This is a genomic window from Nocardia vinacea NBRC 16497 (genome assembly GCF_000308835.1).
Taxonomy (GTDB): Bacteria; Actinomycetota; Actinomycetes; order Mycobacteriales; family Mycobacteriaceae; genus Nocardia; species Nocardia vinacea.
In genome coordinates, this window is the sequence record NZ_BAGN01000215.1 from 60,183 (window position 1) to 74,042 (window position 13,860).

A 13,860-nucleotide genomic window follows, 5' to 3' on the forward strand; every position below is an offset into this window, starting at 1 on the left:
TTCCTTCATCGCACGCTCACCTCGCTGCCACGGAATGCGGGTGCACCGATCCGGGTGACCCAGCTGGGCACCTGGTCGGGCGAAACACCGTTCGCCGCACCGTAGATCGTGCCGAGGGTCTGCTGTTCAGCGGGCGAACCGGCCGTGGTCGGCACATTCGCGGCCGGGTACATGCCGAACTGCGGCACAGGTAGCTTGCCGCTGTCCTGGTCACCCGGATTGCGGCTCGGCACCTGGTAGGAACCATCGTTGATCGGTCCGCCGGTGTACTGACCCGGATCGGTGAAGACCGGGTATTCCGGCACGCACCAAGGCCCGCGGGTGTCCAGCCAACGCGGCTCGTCCTGGTTGGGCAGGTACTTGCCGCGGGTGTTGGTCAGCTCGATGGTGACTCGCGAGCCGGGACGCGCGGTGCCCATGCCCATGAGCTGGTCGATGCGCGGCTTCATCTTGGCGAAGTTCGCCAATGCGCAGGTGTAGGTCGGCGAGTAGGTCGCCAGCTGTTCCAGCGCGGGCCTCGAATCGGCGGCAACGTCGATGATGTTGTCGCGGTTGGCGATCAGGAAGTCCGCGGTGGTGGCCGCGGTCGGATTCAGCGTCGCCAGCAGGGTGTCGATCTGCGGGCGGCGCTGCACGATGGTCGCATTGGTGGTGCGCAGGTTGTCGAATGCGTCGACCAGCTGCGGCAGCGCGTCGGAATAGGTGGCGGCCACATCGGCGAAGCTCACCAGATCCTGCTTCAGATCCGGCATGACCCCATTGACCTCACGGAAGATGTGATCCAACTTCTCCACCGACTCACCGAGCGCCAGGCCCTGCCCCGAAAGCGCTTGGGACAGTGCGCCGAGCGTCGAGGCGAGATCCTGCGGCGGAATCGCCTGCAGCAGCGGCAGCACATCGTCGAGCAGCTTGCTGATCTCGATGGCATTGCCGCTGATGTCCTGATGCAGGGTCACGCCCTCGGTCAGGTGCTGCTTACTCGGCTCGTCCGGGATGACCAGATCCACATACCGCTCGCCGAACAGCGTCTTCGGCAGCAGCCGGGCCGTCGCATTGACCGGAATCTGTTCGGCCTTACCGGGATCGATCGCGAGGTCGAGGGTCACCTTGCCGCCCTCGGACCGGCTGGATCTGACCTCGCCGACATTGACGCCGCGCACCTTCACATCGGCATTGCGGGTCAACGCATTTCCCACGCTGTCGGTGATCAGTTCGACCCGGACAGTATCGACGAACGCCTTGTTGTAGATCGCGACCGTAGTGACCAGGAATAGTGCGCAGACCACGAAGAATGCGACACCGAGTAGTCGGACGCGCAATTTCTCCGTCGCGCGCCACATCTGCACGTTATTACTCATGACGGCACCTCACTGCCGCTTCGCATTTCGATGACCCGCGCGCTCATCCGGCAACCCGGACCGTTGTCGTGGTGCCCCAGATGGCGAGACTCAGGAAGAAATCGAGCACATTCACGAGCACGATCGCCGCACGCACCGCGCGACCTACCGCGACGCCGACACCGGCCGGTCCGCCGGTGGCATTGAAGCCGTAATAGCAATGCACCATGATGATTACGAATGCGAAGACCAGCACTTTGACGAATGAATACAGGACGTCTTCTGGTGGCAGGAACAGACTGAAATAGTGGTCATAGGAACCACTGGATTGTCCGTTGAACCAGATGCTGATCATTCGCGACGCCAGGAAGGTGCCGAGCAGACCGACGATGTAGAGCGGGATGACCGCGAGGAAGCCCGCGATCACCCGGGTGGTGACCAGGAACGGCACACCCGGCACCGCCATCACCTCGAGCGCGTCGATCTCCTCGGAGATCCGCATCGCACCGAGTTGGGCGGTGAAACCACAACCCACCGTTGCCGATAGCGCGAGCGCGGCGACCAGCGGCGCGATCTCACGGGTATTGATATAGGCGGTGAGGAAGCCGGTCAGCACCGAACTGCCGAGCGCATCCAAGGCCTTGAAGCCCTGCAGGCCGACAACGACGCCGACCGAGCCGGACATGAACACGATGACGCCGATGGTGCCGCCGATGACGGCCAGCGCACCACTGCCGAAGGTCACCTCGGCGAGCAGCCGCATGACCTCCTTGCGGTAGTGCACCGCGGTGCGCGGAATCCAGGCGATGGCCTTGGAATAGAACGACATCTGATCGCCCGCGCGATCGATGACATTAACCGGCATACGTGCGATCTCACGGACCCGGCGGGCAGATTTCGCCAGCACCGGGGGACGGTACGAGGTGGCCACGGGTCAGGCGCCCTTAGCGGGGACGACCTGCAAATACACCAGTGTCAGGATCAAGTTCACGAAGAACAGAACCATGAAGGTGATAACCACGGATTGGTTCACCGCGTCTCCGACTCCTTTCGGGCCCCCTTTGGGATGCAACCCTTTGTACGCGGCGATCACGCCTGCGAGCAGACCGAATACCAAGGCCTTGATCTCGCCGATCCACAGGTCCGGCAGCTGGGCCAGTGCGGAGAACGAAGCGAGGTAGGCGCCGGGCGTACCGCCCTGCAGCCCGACATTGAAGAAATAGCCGCCGGCGATGCCGACCACCGACACCAGACCGTTGAGCAGGAGCGCGACCAGCATCATGCCGAGTACGCGCGGCACCACCAGCTTCTGCACCGGATCGACGCCCAGCACTTCGAGCGCGTCGATCTCCTCACGGATGGTGCGCGAGCCGAGATCGGCGGCTACCGCCGATCCGGCCGCGCCCGCGATGATCAACGCGGTGACAACGGGGGCGGCCTGCTGGACGGTAGCCAGGACGCTGGTTGCGCCGGTAAACGATTCGGCGCCTAGTTGTTTGATCAAAGAGCCGGTCTGCAGCGCGACAACCGCACCGAACGGGATGGCAACCAGTGCGCTGGGCAAGATCGAGACACTCGCGATGAACCACGACTGCTCGATGAATTCGCGCAACTGGAAAGGCCGTTTGAACGTCTTGCGCATAACGTCGATGAGCAGCGCAAAGATGTTGCCGGCCTGGCCAAACCCCGACTCTACTGGAGTCCGCAATCGCGCCAGGGTGGAATTCACGATCGCAGATGTTACCCGTTAGTTGTGTTGTGGCGCACGGTAGTGTCGAATGACCCACCCTGGTATCCGCCCAGCTCGCTGTTCTGGTACGCCATCACCTGCGTGTCGTCGCTCTGCTCAAGTGACTCACGAATAGCCGCCTGGGCCGCGTGCGGCAGGGTGTGCATGATTTCGCGGACGCGCGCCTGACGGCGAAGTACGGCCTGGCGCACCGGCATACCCGGAGTGGCCCGCATCTGCGGAATGATGCCCTCGACCTCTTCGGCGCCACCGTGGTGGTGCCCGGCATCGACGAGGGCCTGCTCGCGCGCCATCTGCGCCTCGTCCTTCTCCTCCGACATACCGATCGGACCGATCATCCGGCCGTTGAGGAACTGCTTGACCACCGGCTCCTCCGACGTCAGCAGCACCTCACGCGGACCGAACATCACCAGCGAGCGACGGAACAGCATCCCGATGTTGTCGGGCACCGTGCGCGCCAGGTTGATGTTGTGGGTGACGATCAGGATCGTCGCGTCGATCTGGGCGTTGATGTCGATCAGCAGCTGCGACAGATATGAGGTACGGACCGGATCCAGACCGGAGTCGGGCTCGTCGACCAGGATGATCTGCGGGTCGAGCACCAGGGCGCGGGCCAGGCCGGCACGCTTGCGCATACCACCGGAGATCTCACCGGGCAGCTTGCCCTCGGCGCCGAGCAGACCGGTCAGCTCGAGCTTCTCCATCACGATCTTCTTGATGTCCGATTCGGACTTCTTCGTGTGTTCACGCAACGGGAACGCGACGTTGTCGAAGAGGTTCATCGAGCCGAACAGGGCGCCGTCCTGGAACAGCACACCGAAGAGCTTGCGGATTTCGTAGAGCTCCTTATTGGAGCAGGTGGTGATATCGGTGCCGTCGATGAAGATCGAACCGCGTTCCGGACGCAGCAGACCGATCAGCGACTTCAGAAAGACGGATTTACCGGTACCCGAGGGGCCGAGCAGCGCGCTGACCTCACCCGAGGGCAGCGTCAGTGAGACATCCTGCCAAATACGCTGTGAACCGAAGGATTTGGTAACACCCTCGGTCCTGACCTCGACGCCCACGCCAACCTCCACAAATTCTCAGCGAGCCACCCACCGGCGAACCGCGCTATTCGGTATCACGGTGTGTCGCGTCACAGTGGGTGCGGTCACTGTATCCCATGAGCATGACGCGGCACACCCTTACCTGACCGAAGAGTAACCCCGGATCACTCGCAATATTCGCATTACCGTCGCACGCGTCATGACAACGCAAACGGGCGGCCCCCAATGGGGACCGCCCGTTCGGCGAGTACTCGCGAATTACTTCACGGAGACCTTGGCGCCGGCCTCTTCCAGCTTCGCCTTGGCAGCCTCGGCGGCGTCCTTGGCGACCTTCTCCAGGATCGGCTTCGGGGCGCTCTCGACGAGGTCCTTGGCTTCCTTCAGGCCCAGGCCCGAGACGATCTCACGGACCACCTTGATGACCTGGATCTTCTTGTCGCCGGCACCCTCGAGGATGACGTCGAACTCGTCCTGCTCCTCGGCGGCCTCGGCCGGAGCGGCAGCGCCACCGACGGCGGCGACGGCGACCGGAGCAGCCGCGGTGACCTCGAACTTCTCCTCGAACTTCTTGACGAAGTCCGACAGCTCGAGCAGGGTCATGTTGCCGAAGGTCTCGAGCAGTTCGTCAACGTTGGCCATTGTTGTTTCCTTTCGGTAGTTGGTTGTCTATGTGGGCGAGCCGCACGCGATCCACCCGGGGGGGTGTTACTCGGCGGCAGCTCCGCCTTCTTCGGCCTGCTTCTTCTCCTGCAGCGCGGCGGCCAGGCGGGCCACCTGCGAAGCGGGAGCGTTGAACAGACCGGCAGCCTTCGCCAGGTTGCCCTTCATCGCGCCGGCCAGCTTGGCCAGCAGCACCTCGCGGGACTCCAGGTCGGCGATCTTTTCGACCTCGGCAACGGACAGCGCGGCGCCGTCCATGTACCCGCCCTTGATGATGAGCGCCTTGTTCTCCTTGGCGAAGGTCTTGATGGCCTTCGCTGCATCGACCGGCTCGCCCTTGATGAAGGCGATGGCGGTCGGTCCGACGAACAAGTCGTCCAGGCCAACGACGCCCGCTTCCGCAGCCGCCCGCTTGACCAGGGTGTTCTTGGCGACGGAGTAGGTAGCGCCTTCGCCGAGCGCGCGACGCAGATCGGTGAGCTTACCGACCGACAGACCACGGTATTCCGTGATGACGGTGGCCGACGAGCTCTTGAACTGCTCCGTGATCTCCTCGACCGCGGTGACCTTCTCGGGTTTTGCCATACTTCGCCTCCTCTCTGGATGTCGGTTCGTATTCGAACTGCCGAGTACCAGGGGCCGGCGATAAAGCAAACGCCCCGAACGCAGAGCGTTCCGGGGCGCAATAGGTGATCGACCCAGGCATGGCCCAGATCGAATCCCAGCCTCGGTCCTCCCTGCGTGGGCCGCCGGCTGGATGCCGGACCTTCGACCACGCCCGAATGGGCGCAGCGACCAACGGTCTTCGGTAGAACGGATTGGGTAGTCATCGAACTTGTCGATTACTTCGGTCCAGAGTAGCCGAACCCGCCCCCATCTGCCAAAACGGCTACGAACGGAATCCTTCCGCGCCCGAATTGTTGTGGCACAGCTCACAATTCGACCCGATATGTGTCGGACGTCGCTGCAATAAGGTGTTACCAAGAGTGACAGTTACTGTTTGACTACTGAACTATGGCAACCTCCATAGTCGATCCACCGGTGCTGTTGGAACGACACACCAGGCGCTTCATCGCTCTCGCCGTCATCTGTCTGGCGGAGCTGCTGGTCGTCCTCGACAACACCATCGTGAACGTGGCCCTGCCCTCCATCGGAGTGGAATTGGCCACCGGCGTCAGCGGCCTGCAATGGGTCGTCGACGCGTACACCCTGACGTTCGCCGGATTGTTGCTGGCCTTCGGCAATCTCGGCGACCGCTACGGACGCCGCCGCGTCATGATGATCGGCCTGGTCGGCGTGGCCGTCATGTCGATCGGCGGGGCGCTGTCGGAATCGATGGGCAGTGTCATCGCCGCCCGCGCTGCGATGGGAATCTTCGCCGCGGCCGTCTTCCCCGCGACGCTGGCGCTGATCATCAATATCTTCACCGATAAGCGCGAGCGCGCACTGGCCATCGCCGCCTGGACGGCTATGGCCGGCTTCGCCATCGCGATCGGCCCGATCTCGGGTGGCTGGCTGCTGGAACACTTTTCCTGGCATTCGGTCTTCTGGATCAACGTGCCGGTGGCGCTGATCGCCCTGGCCGCCACCCTGATCTGGGTGCCCGAATCGCGGTCCGCCCAGGTGGGACGGCTCGATCTGGCAGGCATCGGATTGTCGGTCACCGGCATCACCGCACTGGTGTGGGCCATTATCGAAGCGCCGCGCTACGGCTGGCTTTCCACGACCACACTCGGCGTCGGCGCATTCGGCGTCGCACTGCTCGCGGCGTTCATCACGTGGGAATCGCGTACCAGCGCACCGATTCTCGACATGCGGCTGTTCCGCAATCGGCGATTCTCCATGCCCGCCTTGGCGATTGCGGTCGGCTACTTCTCGATGTTCGGATTCCTGTTCCTTATTACTCAGTACTTCCAAGGGGTGCGGGAGTACACGCCACTCGAATTCGGTATCGCCTCACTGCCATTCGCGTTCTCGGTGGCGATCGGCGCACCGATCGCGACGCTCATGGCGACCCGCATCGGCACCACGCCGGTGATCGTATTCGGGTTGTTGCTCACCGGGGTCGGGCTGTATCTCGGCGGACAGGTCACGGTGGACAGCAGTTATGTCATCGATGTGCTGCCGTCCATGGTTTCGATGGCGCTCGGTCTGGCCATCGTGCAGGGTCCGGCCACCGAATCGATCATGTCGGCACTGCCCCTGGACGAAGCGGGCGCCGGGTCGGCGGTCAACGACACCACCCGCGAGATCGGCGGCACCCTCGGCGTCGCGGTACTCGGCTCGATTGTGGCGTCGTACTACACGACTCGCGTCTCGCCGCTGATCGACCGGGTGCCCACCGGGATGATGAGCTCCGACCAGCGCAGTCTGGTGAAGGCCAGTCCGCTCAGCGTGCTGGAAATCCGCAAACGAGAACTCGCACCATTTTTCGACGCCCAGCGCGAAAACCTCATCACCGCAATGAAAACGGCAGCACTGCAGGGTTCACACGCCGCATCCCTGGTCGCCGCGGGCGCGGTCGTGGTATGCGCGCTGATCGTCGCGATCTTCCTACCGTGGGGTGTGCAGGAGAGCGAGTCGGTGCTCCTCGGCTGGCGCAAATCCACAGGGCCCCACGAAAACTGACAATCGAGGCGAGTCGAATGATGGCTTGGCCCCGGCCCGAAAGCCACCATTCGACTCACCTGGGCGGAGTGGTCAAGCGGGGGTGGTCTGGTGGACCAGGCGGGCGAGGGCTGTCAGTGCGCCGGTGCGGAATTCGGGGGTGGTGACAAGACCGTCGGCGTCGACGGCATCACGGGCTACCGGGAGGCGGGCACAGGTGGCCGGATCGACGACGGCACCGACGTAACCCAGCACCGTGGTCAGGGTGGTGGCCGCGCCTTCGCCGCGGCCTTGGGCGGCGACATTGAGGAAGGCAGTCGGCTTTTCGTAGAGGTCGGCGGTGCCGACGGTCCAGTCGAGCAGATTCTTGAAGCTGCCGGGGAGGGTACCTGCGTATTCGGGAGTGCAGAGCAGGACCGCGTCGGCGCGCGAAATATGTTCGTGCAGTGCGACAACCGACGGATGACCGGTACCGTCGTCATCCGGACTGAAGGCGGGAAGTTCGGCGAGGCCTTCGTACCAGAAGGTCTCGACACCCTCCGGCGCGATCGCCGCGACTGTGCGCAGTGCGGCGGTATTGGTCGAAGCACTACGCGTGCTTCCGGAGATGAGCAGTACGGCGGTCACCTCATGGCCAACTGTCGCCGCGCGTGAATTAGTCCGGTTCGCGGTGCGGCCGCGGCACCATGCCGCCACCTACGAGAATCTGCCGAATATGCGCAAAGGGCGGGAACGCGATTCGCGTTCCCGCCCTTGCGGTAAAACTCAGCTTCCTGCGATAACGCTCAGCTTCCGAAGAGCTGGGCTACCGAAGAGCCAGGGTGCTACTTATGCATCCTCTTCGAGGAGGTTGCGGGTGCGGTTCGGGTCCACCGGGATGCCCGGTCCGGTGTTCGTCGAGACCGTCACCTTCTTGACGTAGCGGCCCTTGGCGGTCGACGGCTTGGCACGCAGGATCTCGTCCAGCGCGGCCCCGTAGTTCTCCACCAGCTTGGCGTCGTCGAAGGACGCCTTGCCGATGACGAAGTGCAGGTTGGCCTGCTTGTCGACGCGGAAGTTGATCTTGCCGCCCTTGATGTCGTTGACGGCCTTGGTCACATCGTTGGTGACCGTGCCCGTCTTCGGGTTCGGCATCAGGCCGCGCGGGCCGAGGACACGCGCGATCCGGCCGACCTTGGCCATCTGGTCCGGCGTGGCGATCGCGGCGTCGAAGTCCAGCCAGCCGCCCTGGATCCGCTCGATCAGATCCTCGGCGCCGACGGCGTCCGCACCGGCGGCCTCGGCCTCGGCGGCCTTCTCACCGGCCGCGAACACGATGACGCGGGCGGTCTTACCGGTGCCGTGCGGCAGGTTGACCGTGCCGCGGACCATCTGGTCGGCCTTGCGGGGATCCACACCGAGACGAACGGCGACCTCGACGGTCGCGTCGGTCTTGGTGGTTGCGGTCTCCTTCGCCAGCCGCGCGGCGGCCAGCGGGGAGTAGAGCTGAGTGCGATCGACCTTCTCGGCCGCGGCGAGATACGCCTTGCTTCGTTTTGCCATGATTGTCTGTCCTTAATGTGGTTCAGAAGTGGTTATCGGGTCTGGCCGACCCTCCCACCGGGATATCGAGTGCGAAACTCACGCCTCGACGGTGATACCCATCGAACGCGCGGTGCCCGCGATGATCTTGGCCGCCTGGTCGATGTCCTTGGCGTTCAGATCTTCCTGCTTGGTCTTGGCGATCTCCCGGACCTGGTCCATGGTGACCTTCGCGACCTTGGTCTTGTGCGGCTCGGCCGAGCCCTTCTGCACACCGGCGGCCTTGAGCAGCAGCTTGGCGGCGGGCGGGGTCTTCAGCTTGAAGTCGAAGGTCCGGTCCTCGTACACCGAGATCTCGACCGGAATGACGTTGCCACGCTGCGACTCGGTCGCGGCGTTGTACGCCTTGCAGAACTCCATGATGTTGACGCCGTGCTGACCGAGCGCGGGGCCGACCGGAGGGGCCGGGTTCGCCTGGCCGGCCTGGATCTGAAGCTTGATGATCCCGGCGAGCTTCTTCTTCTTGGGGGGCATCTTTCTTTCCTAGGGTTTTGGTGTCCTTGCTCTTTGCAAGCCTGGTGAATCAACCCGTGCGCCGGGCCGATTCATCCCGCGATCCCGGCCGGAGCCGAAACCGCGGAACTAGATCTTCGCGACCTGGGTGAACGCCAGCTCGACCGGAGTCTCGCGACCGAAGATCGACACGAGCACCTTGAGCTTCTGCTGCTCGGCGTTGACCTCGGAGATGCTGGCGGGCAGCGTCGCGAACGGGCCGTCCATCACGGTCACCGACTCGCCGACCTCGAAGTCGACCTCGATGACCGGCTTGGGCGCGATATCGGTGGCGGTCGACGCCGCGGCGGCGGCCTCGGCAGCGGGCTTCTTCTGCTGCTGCGCGGCCGGGACCAGGAACTTCACCACGTCGTCGATGGAAAGCGGCGACGGCCGCGAGGTGGCGCCGACGAAACCGGTGACACCGGGGGTGTTGCGCACCGCGCCCCACGACTCGTCGTTGAGCTCCATCCGGACCAGGATGTAACCGGGCAGCACCTTGCGGTTGACGTGCTTGCGCTGGCCGTTCTTGATCTCGGTGACCTCTTCGGTCGGCACCTCGACCTGGAAGATGTAATCCTCGAGGTCCAGGTTCTGCACGCGGGTCTCGAGGTTGGCCTTCACTTTGTTCTCGTAACCGGCGTACGAGTGGATTACGTACCAATCGCCGGGGGCACGCCGCAGCGCGGCCTTCATCTCGGCAACCGGATCGGCGGGTTCGGCATCGACAGGAGCGGCCTCGACAACTTCGGCGTCAGCGGCGTCGGATTCGTCGACAACAGCTTCCTCGACGGCCGCGGACTCCTCGACGGTCTGCACCGCTTCGTCGACCGGGAACTCGTCGGTTGTGTCGTTCTCCGGGGTGCTCACTGGGGCACTCGCTTCCTGTGTCGTCACGTACATCCTTTGCGTACCGGGCCGGGCGCGCTGTAACGCGCCGCCCCGGGGTCGGCTACTGGCGTCGGCGGCGATCAGCTAGCCGAACAGCCAGTTGACACCCTTGATGAACGCCAGATCCAACCCGCTGATGAACGCGACCATGAAGATCACGAACACCAGAACAACGCTCGTATAGGTGACCATCTGCTTCCGGTTGGGCCAGATCACCTTGCGCAGTTCCGCGACTACTTCGCGCAGGAACTTGATCAAACGCTTGAACGGGTTACCCGTCTTCTTGCGTTCGGCCCGATCGGTCTTCTTGGCTGCCTTGCCCGATGTGGGCCGATCGATCGTGGCGACCGAACCCGAATCGGCATTGCGACTACGCCGCGCGGACCGCTTACCGCTCGGCCGAGCCACCGCGGCGGTGTCGTCGTCCTCGGCATGCGCGCCGTGGCGATTATCCCGCTCGTCGCTCACGCCGTCACCTCGCTGCGCTCGGCGGCGCCGTGCGCGATGCGCGCTGTGCCAATGGCTCGCTCGCTACGCTCGCTCACGTCGATCCTTTCGTCGCTGGCATCCAGGGCAGGGGCGACAGGACTTGAACCTGCAACCTGCGGTTTTGGAGACCGCTGCTCTGCCAATTGAGCTACGCCCCTTCGGTTGAACGATCCAGCTGTCCAACCACTGTTCTGTATTCAGTTCTCGTTCTTCTATCTGGTGTCACACAACACGCGCGCCACTCCGGCAGTTGCCGGCCCCGTCGGCGAATCCTTGCGGACTCACCTGGAACCAGCCCTTGCAGAGCAGCGCGCAGCGGCTGGTGACCCCAGAAATCTGAGTGTACGTTACCGCCTGCGGCATATGCCAATCAGGGTCGCTCGACCAGGTCAGGCCAGTTGGACCGTCGCGGTGGCGCGTCCGAAGATCTTCTTGCCCGCCGACTTCGCCACGATGGCGACGACCGCGGTCCGGGTCTCCGGATCCACCGACTTCACCTTACCCGTGAACTCGACCTCCGCAGGCTCCTCGGAGCCGACGTAGACCGGGCTGGTGAAGCGGACGTTGTACTCCTTGACCGCGCCGGGATCGCCGAGCCAGGAGGTGACGAAACCGCCGCCGAGGCCCATGGTGAGCATGCCGTGCGCGACCACGTTGTCCAGGCCGACCAGCTTGACGACTTCGTCACTCCAGTGGATCGGATTCGCGTCGCCGGAGACGCCCGCGTAGTTCACCAGGTCGCCGCGGGTCAGCCGGACGGTCCGCGGGGGCAGCTCGTCACCGACGGCGATGTCCTCGAAGTTGATCGCGTGCTTGCTCGGCACGATCGCAGGCACCACGGACGATGACGCCGCGAGCGCATCGGTGGCGGCCCCGGTGCGCGGATGGTGGCTCGGCGCGTCCTCGTCTATGCCGTGCATGAGCACATTGCGGACCGCGCCCTGCAGGTTCGGATCGATATCGCCGCCGCTGCGCCCGATCAGCGTGGTGTAGGTGGTGAGCACCACCTCGTCCTGCACGGTGACGATGTTCTTGGTGACGATGATGTCGCCACCGAAAGCCTGCCGGAACGAGTGCAGGTAGACATCGCAGACCAGCTGGTCGCCGACCTTGATCGGCCGGTGGAATTCCAGGATCTGATCGGTCTGCATGATCTGGCTCAGGTCGTAGCCCGTGACGATCTGCTCGAAGAGTTTGCGCTGGGCCAGAATTCCGACCAGGGAGATGAAGGTGAGCGGGGCGAGCAGGCTGTCGTAGCCGTACTCCTGCGCGGCGTCTTCATCCCAGTGCACCGGGTGGTAATCCTGCACGGCGCGGGCGTATTCACGCACCTTCTCGCGGCCGACCTCGTAGTAGTCGTCGACGCGGTAGTGATGACCGACCATCGCCGCGGCGTGCGCTGCGGGGTCGAGTTCTTCGTCCGTTGCGACCGCTTCGTCTGTACCGGTGTTGATTGTCACGGGAGGACTGTACCTATCTGACCCCGAGCCCCGGAGTCGACGGAGCGTTCACGACTACGCCTCGCTAGCGCTCGGCTCCGTCGTGCCCGCTTGGCGGCTGTGCCGATCAGTTACTCGCTTCGCTCGCAACCCCCACCGCACTCGAGTCGTAAAACACGTCAGGGCCGGACATATGTCCGGCCCTCGCAAGTGTCACGACCCGAGAATCCGGGACGAACCCGGAAGCCAATTCAACGCGGCAGCGGCACGCGTGGTGGACTAGCGGGATTCGCGGTGCGCCCGGTGGGTGCCACAGTTCGGGCAGAACTTCTTCAGCTCCAGCCGATCCGGGTCGTTGCGCCGGTTCTTCTTGGTGATGTAGTTGCGGTGCTTGCACTGCTCGCAGGCCAAGGTGATCTTTGGCCGGACATCGGTGGACTTCGCGGCCACGATATTCCTTCTTTCGGGTCAACCAGATGGTCTGATCGGTCTTTGGTAGCGATGGCCGGACTTGAACCGGCGACACAACGATTATGAGTCGTTTGCTCTACCGACTGAGCTACACCGCCACGGGGTCGCATTGCTCGGTGATGCCGCGCCCAACCTTGGAGATGCCGAGTCGGTCACCACCGGCAATCCGGCGAGCCCCCTAACGGAATCGAACCGTTGACCTTTTCCTTACCATGGAAACGCTCTGCCGACTGAGCTAAGGGGGCATGACTAGCTCCGCACCGTGACCAACGTTCAGGACTCCGGCGCGGCGAAGTCTTGAACGAGGTTACACACTCACCGGTCGCACCTCCAAACCGGGTGGTCAGGACGGGTTTTTGCGACCACCCGCGCGGCGGGCCGCCAGCGACTGCTTGCCGGGGTCACTCGAGGAGACCAGCCACAACGCCTACCGGTAATTGACGAACTGCAGCGCGATGCCGAAGTCCTCACCCTTCAGCAATGCGATCACGGCTTGCAGATCGTCGCGCTTCTTGCTGGAAACGCGCAGTTCGTCACCCTGGATCTGCGCCTTGACGCCCTTGGGGCCCTCGTCGCGGATCTTCTTGGAAATCTTCTTCGCATGCTCGGCGTCGATGCCCTGGACCAGCGTGCCGGTGATTTTGTAAGTCTTGCCGGAGGCCGCGGGCTCGCCGGCGTCGAAGGCCTTGAGCGAGATATCGCGACGAATCAGCTTTTCCTTGAATACGTCGAGCGCCGCCTTGACCCGCTCCTCGGCCTCGGCACTGAGCACGATCTTGTCCTCACCGGACCATTCGATACTCGCGCCGGTGCCACGGAAGTCGTAGCGGGTGTTCAGCTCCTTCTCCGCCTGATGCAGCGCGTTGTCGACCTCCTGACGGTCGACCTTGCTGACAACATCGAAAGACGAATCGGCCACACTTCGCTCCTGTCCTGGCGGTCCAACGGGTCCTGGCTGACCATTTCGAGCGACCTGCAAGCAGTCGCTAGCGACCAGATGATCCGGTCACCGTCAGTTCTACCCCGGAGCGTGACCGTAGTCCCGTCGCATGGCCGATGGCCAGCCGGTTTGCATTCTGGGTGCAGGTTCGTTG

At 63.8% G+C, this 13,860-nt stretch carries 15 protein-coding genes and 3 tRNA genes; 1 reads left to right on the forward strand and 17 read right to left on the reverse strand.

Features of this window, described 5'->3' with window-relative positions:
• Positions 1-5: 5 nt before the first annotated feature.
• The 6 genes from ON44_RS29855 to rplJ all read right to left on the reverse strand — a co-directional run bounded on the left by ON44_RS29855 (position 6) and on the right by rplJ (position 5,381).
• Positions 6-1,358 (reverse strand): MCE family protein, encoded by a 1,353-nt coding sequence (locus tag ON44_RS29855; RefSeq protein ID WP_085998647.1) that lies wholly within the window; start codon positions 1,356-1,358, stop codon positions 6-8.
• A gap of 43 nt (positions 1,359-1,401) precedes the next feature.
• Positions 1,402-2,202: an MlaE family ABC transporter permease gene (locus ON44_RS29860; protein WP_051182586.1), complete on the reverse strand. Its 801-nt coding sequence runs from the start codon at positions 2,200-2,202 to the stop codon at positions 1,402-1,404.
• A 69-nt stretch (positions 2,203-2,271) separates the two neighbouring features.
• Entirely contained in the window at positions 2,272-2,979 is a 708-nt protein-coding gene (locus tag ON44_RS29865) for an MlaE family ABC transporter permease (protein WP_245567391.1), read from the reverse strand.
• Between the two features lie 98 nt (positions 2,980-3,077).
• Positions 3,078-4,154, reverse strand: a complete 1,077-nt coding sequence (locus ON44_RS29870; RefSeq protein WP_174415162.1) for an ABC transporter ATP-binding protein — start codon at positions 4,152-4,154, stop codon at positions 3,078-3,080.
• Positions 4,155-4,394: 240 nt separating this feature from the next.
• The gene (rplL, locus tag ON44_RS29875) at positions 4,395-4,775 is read right to left on the reverse strand and encodes a 50S ribosomal protein L7/L12 (protein WP_040696004.1); all 381 of its coding nucleotides are present in this window, start codon (positions 4,773-4,775) and stop codon (positions 4,395-4,397) included.
• A 66-nt stretch (positions 4,776-4,841) separates the two neighbouring features.
• The gene (gene rplJ / locus ON44_RS29880) at positions 4,842-5,381 is read right to left on the reverse strand and encodes a 50S ribosomal protein L10 (RefSeq protein ID WP_040696007.1); all 540 of its coding nucleotides are present in this window, start codon (positions 5,379-5,381) and stop codon (positions 4,842-4,844) included.
• A gap of 429 nt (positions 5,382-5,810) precedes the next feature.
• Between rplJ and ON44_RS29885 the strand changes: the two genes are divergently transcribed.
• Positions 5,811-7,424 (forward strand): MFS transporter, encoded by a 1,614-nt coding sequence (locus tag ON44_RS29885; protein ID WP_051182588.1) that lies wholly within the window; start codon positions 5,811-5,813, stop codon positions 7,422-7,424.
• Positions 7,425-7,496: 72 nt separating this feature from the next.
• Here ON44_RS29885 and ON44_RS29890 read toward each other — a convergent pair whose 3' ends face one another.
• From ON44_RS29890 to ON44_RS29940, 11 genes are all read right to left on the reverse strand, one after another.
• Positions 7,497-8,030 carry an NADPH-dependent FMN reductase gene (locus ON44_RS29890; RefSeq protein WP_040696011.1) on the reverse strand — a complete coding sequence of 178 codons (534 nt, stop codon included), beginning with the start codon at positions 8,028-8,030 and terminating at the stop codon, positions 7,497-7,499.
• 201 nt (positions 8,031-8,231) lie between these two features.
• The gene (gene rplA / locus ON44_RS29895; RefSeq protein WP_040696013.1) at positions 8,232-8,945 is read right to left on the reverse strand and encodes a 50S ribosomal protein L1; all 714 of its coding nucleotides are present in this window, start codon (positions 8,943-8,945) and stop codon (positions 8,232-8,234) included.
• Between the two features lie 78 nt (positions 8,946-9,023).
• Positions 9,024-9,458, reverse strand: a complete 435-nt coding sequence (gene rplK / locus ON44_RS29900; RefSeq protein ID WP_040696015.1) for a 50S ribosomal protein L11 — start codon at positions 9,456-9,458, stop codon at positions 9,024-9,026.
• Between the two features lie 108 nt (positions 9,459-9,566).
• Positions 9,567-10,346: a transcription termination/antitermination protein NusG gene (gene nusG, locus ON44_RS29905; RefSeq protein WP_040696017.1), complete on the reverse strand. Its 780-nt coding sequence runs from the start codon at positions 10,344-10,346 to the stop codon at positions 9,567-9,569.
• A 105-nt stretch (positions 10,347-10,451) separates the two neighbouring features.
• Positions 10,452-10,835 carry a preprotein translocase subunit SecE gene (gene secE, locus ON44_RS29910; protein ID WP_040696019.1) on the reverse strand — a complete coding sequence of 128 codons (384 nt, stop codon included), beginning with the start codon at positions 10,833-10,835 and terminating at the stop codon, positions 10,452-10,454.
• A gap of 106 nt (positions 10,836-10,941) precedes the next feature.
• A tRNA-Trp gene (locus ON44_RS29915) sits at positions 10,942-11,014 on the reverse strand.
• A gap of 231 nt (positions 11,015-11,245) precedes the next feature.
• Complete coding sequence (locus ON44_RS29920) at positions 11,246-12,310, reverse strand: fused (3R)-hydroxyacyl-ACP dehydratase subunits HadA/HadB (RefSeq protein ID WP_040696082.1); 1,065 nt, start codon at positions 12,308-12,310, stop codon at positions 11,246-11,248.
• 264 nt (positions 12,311-12,574) lie between these two features.
• Positions 12,575-12,745 (reverse strand): 50S ribosomal protein L33, encoded by a 171-nt coding sequence (gene rpmG, locus ON44_RS29925; protein WP_011211653.1) that lies wholly within the window; start codon positions 12,743-12,745, stop codon positions 12,575-12,577.
• Between the two features lie 43 nt (positions 12,746-12,788).
• Positions 12,789-12,864, reverse strand: a tRNA-Met gene (locus ON44_RS29930).
• Between the two features lie 74 nt (positions 12,865-12,938).
• Positions 12,939-13,011 (reverse strand) — tRNA-Thr (locus tag ON44_RS29935).
• 182 nt (positions 13,012-13,193) lie between these two features.
• A complete protein-coding gene (locus ON44_RS29940) occupies positions 13,194-13,685 on the reverse strand; it encodes a YajQ family cyclic di-GMP-binding protein (protein ID WP_040696024.1) in 492 nt (163 codons plus the stop codon).
• Between the last annotated feature and the right edge of the window lie 175 nt (positions 13,686-13,860).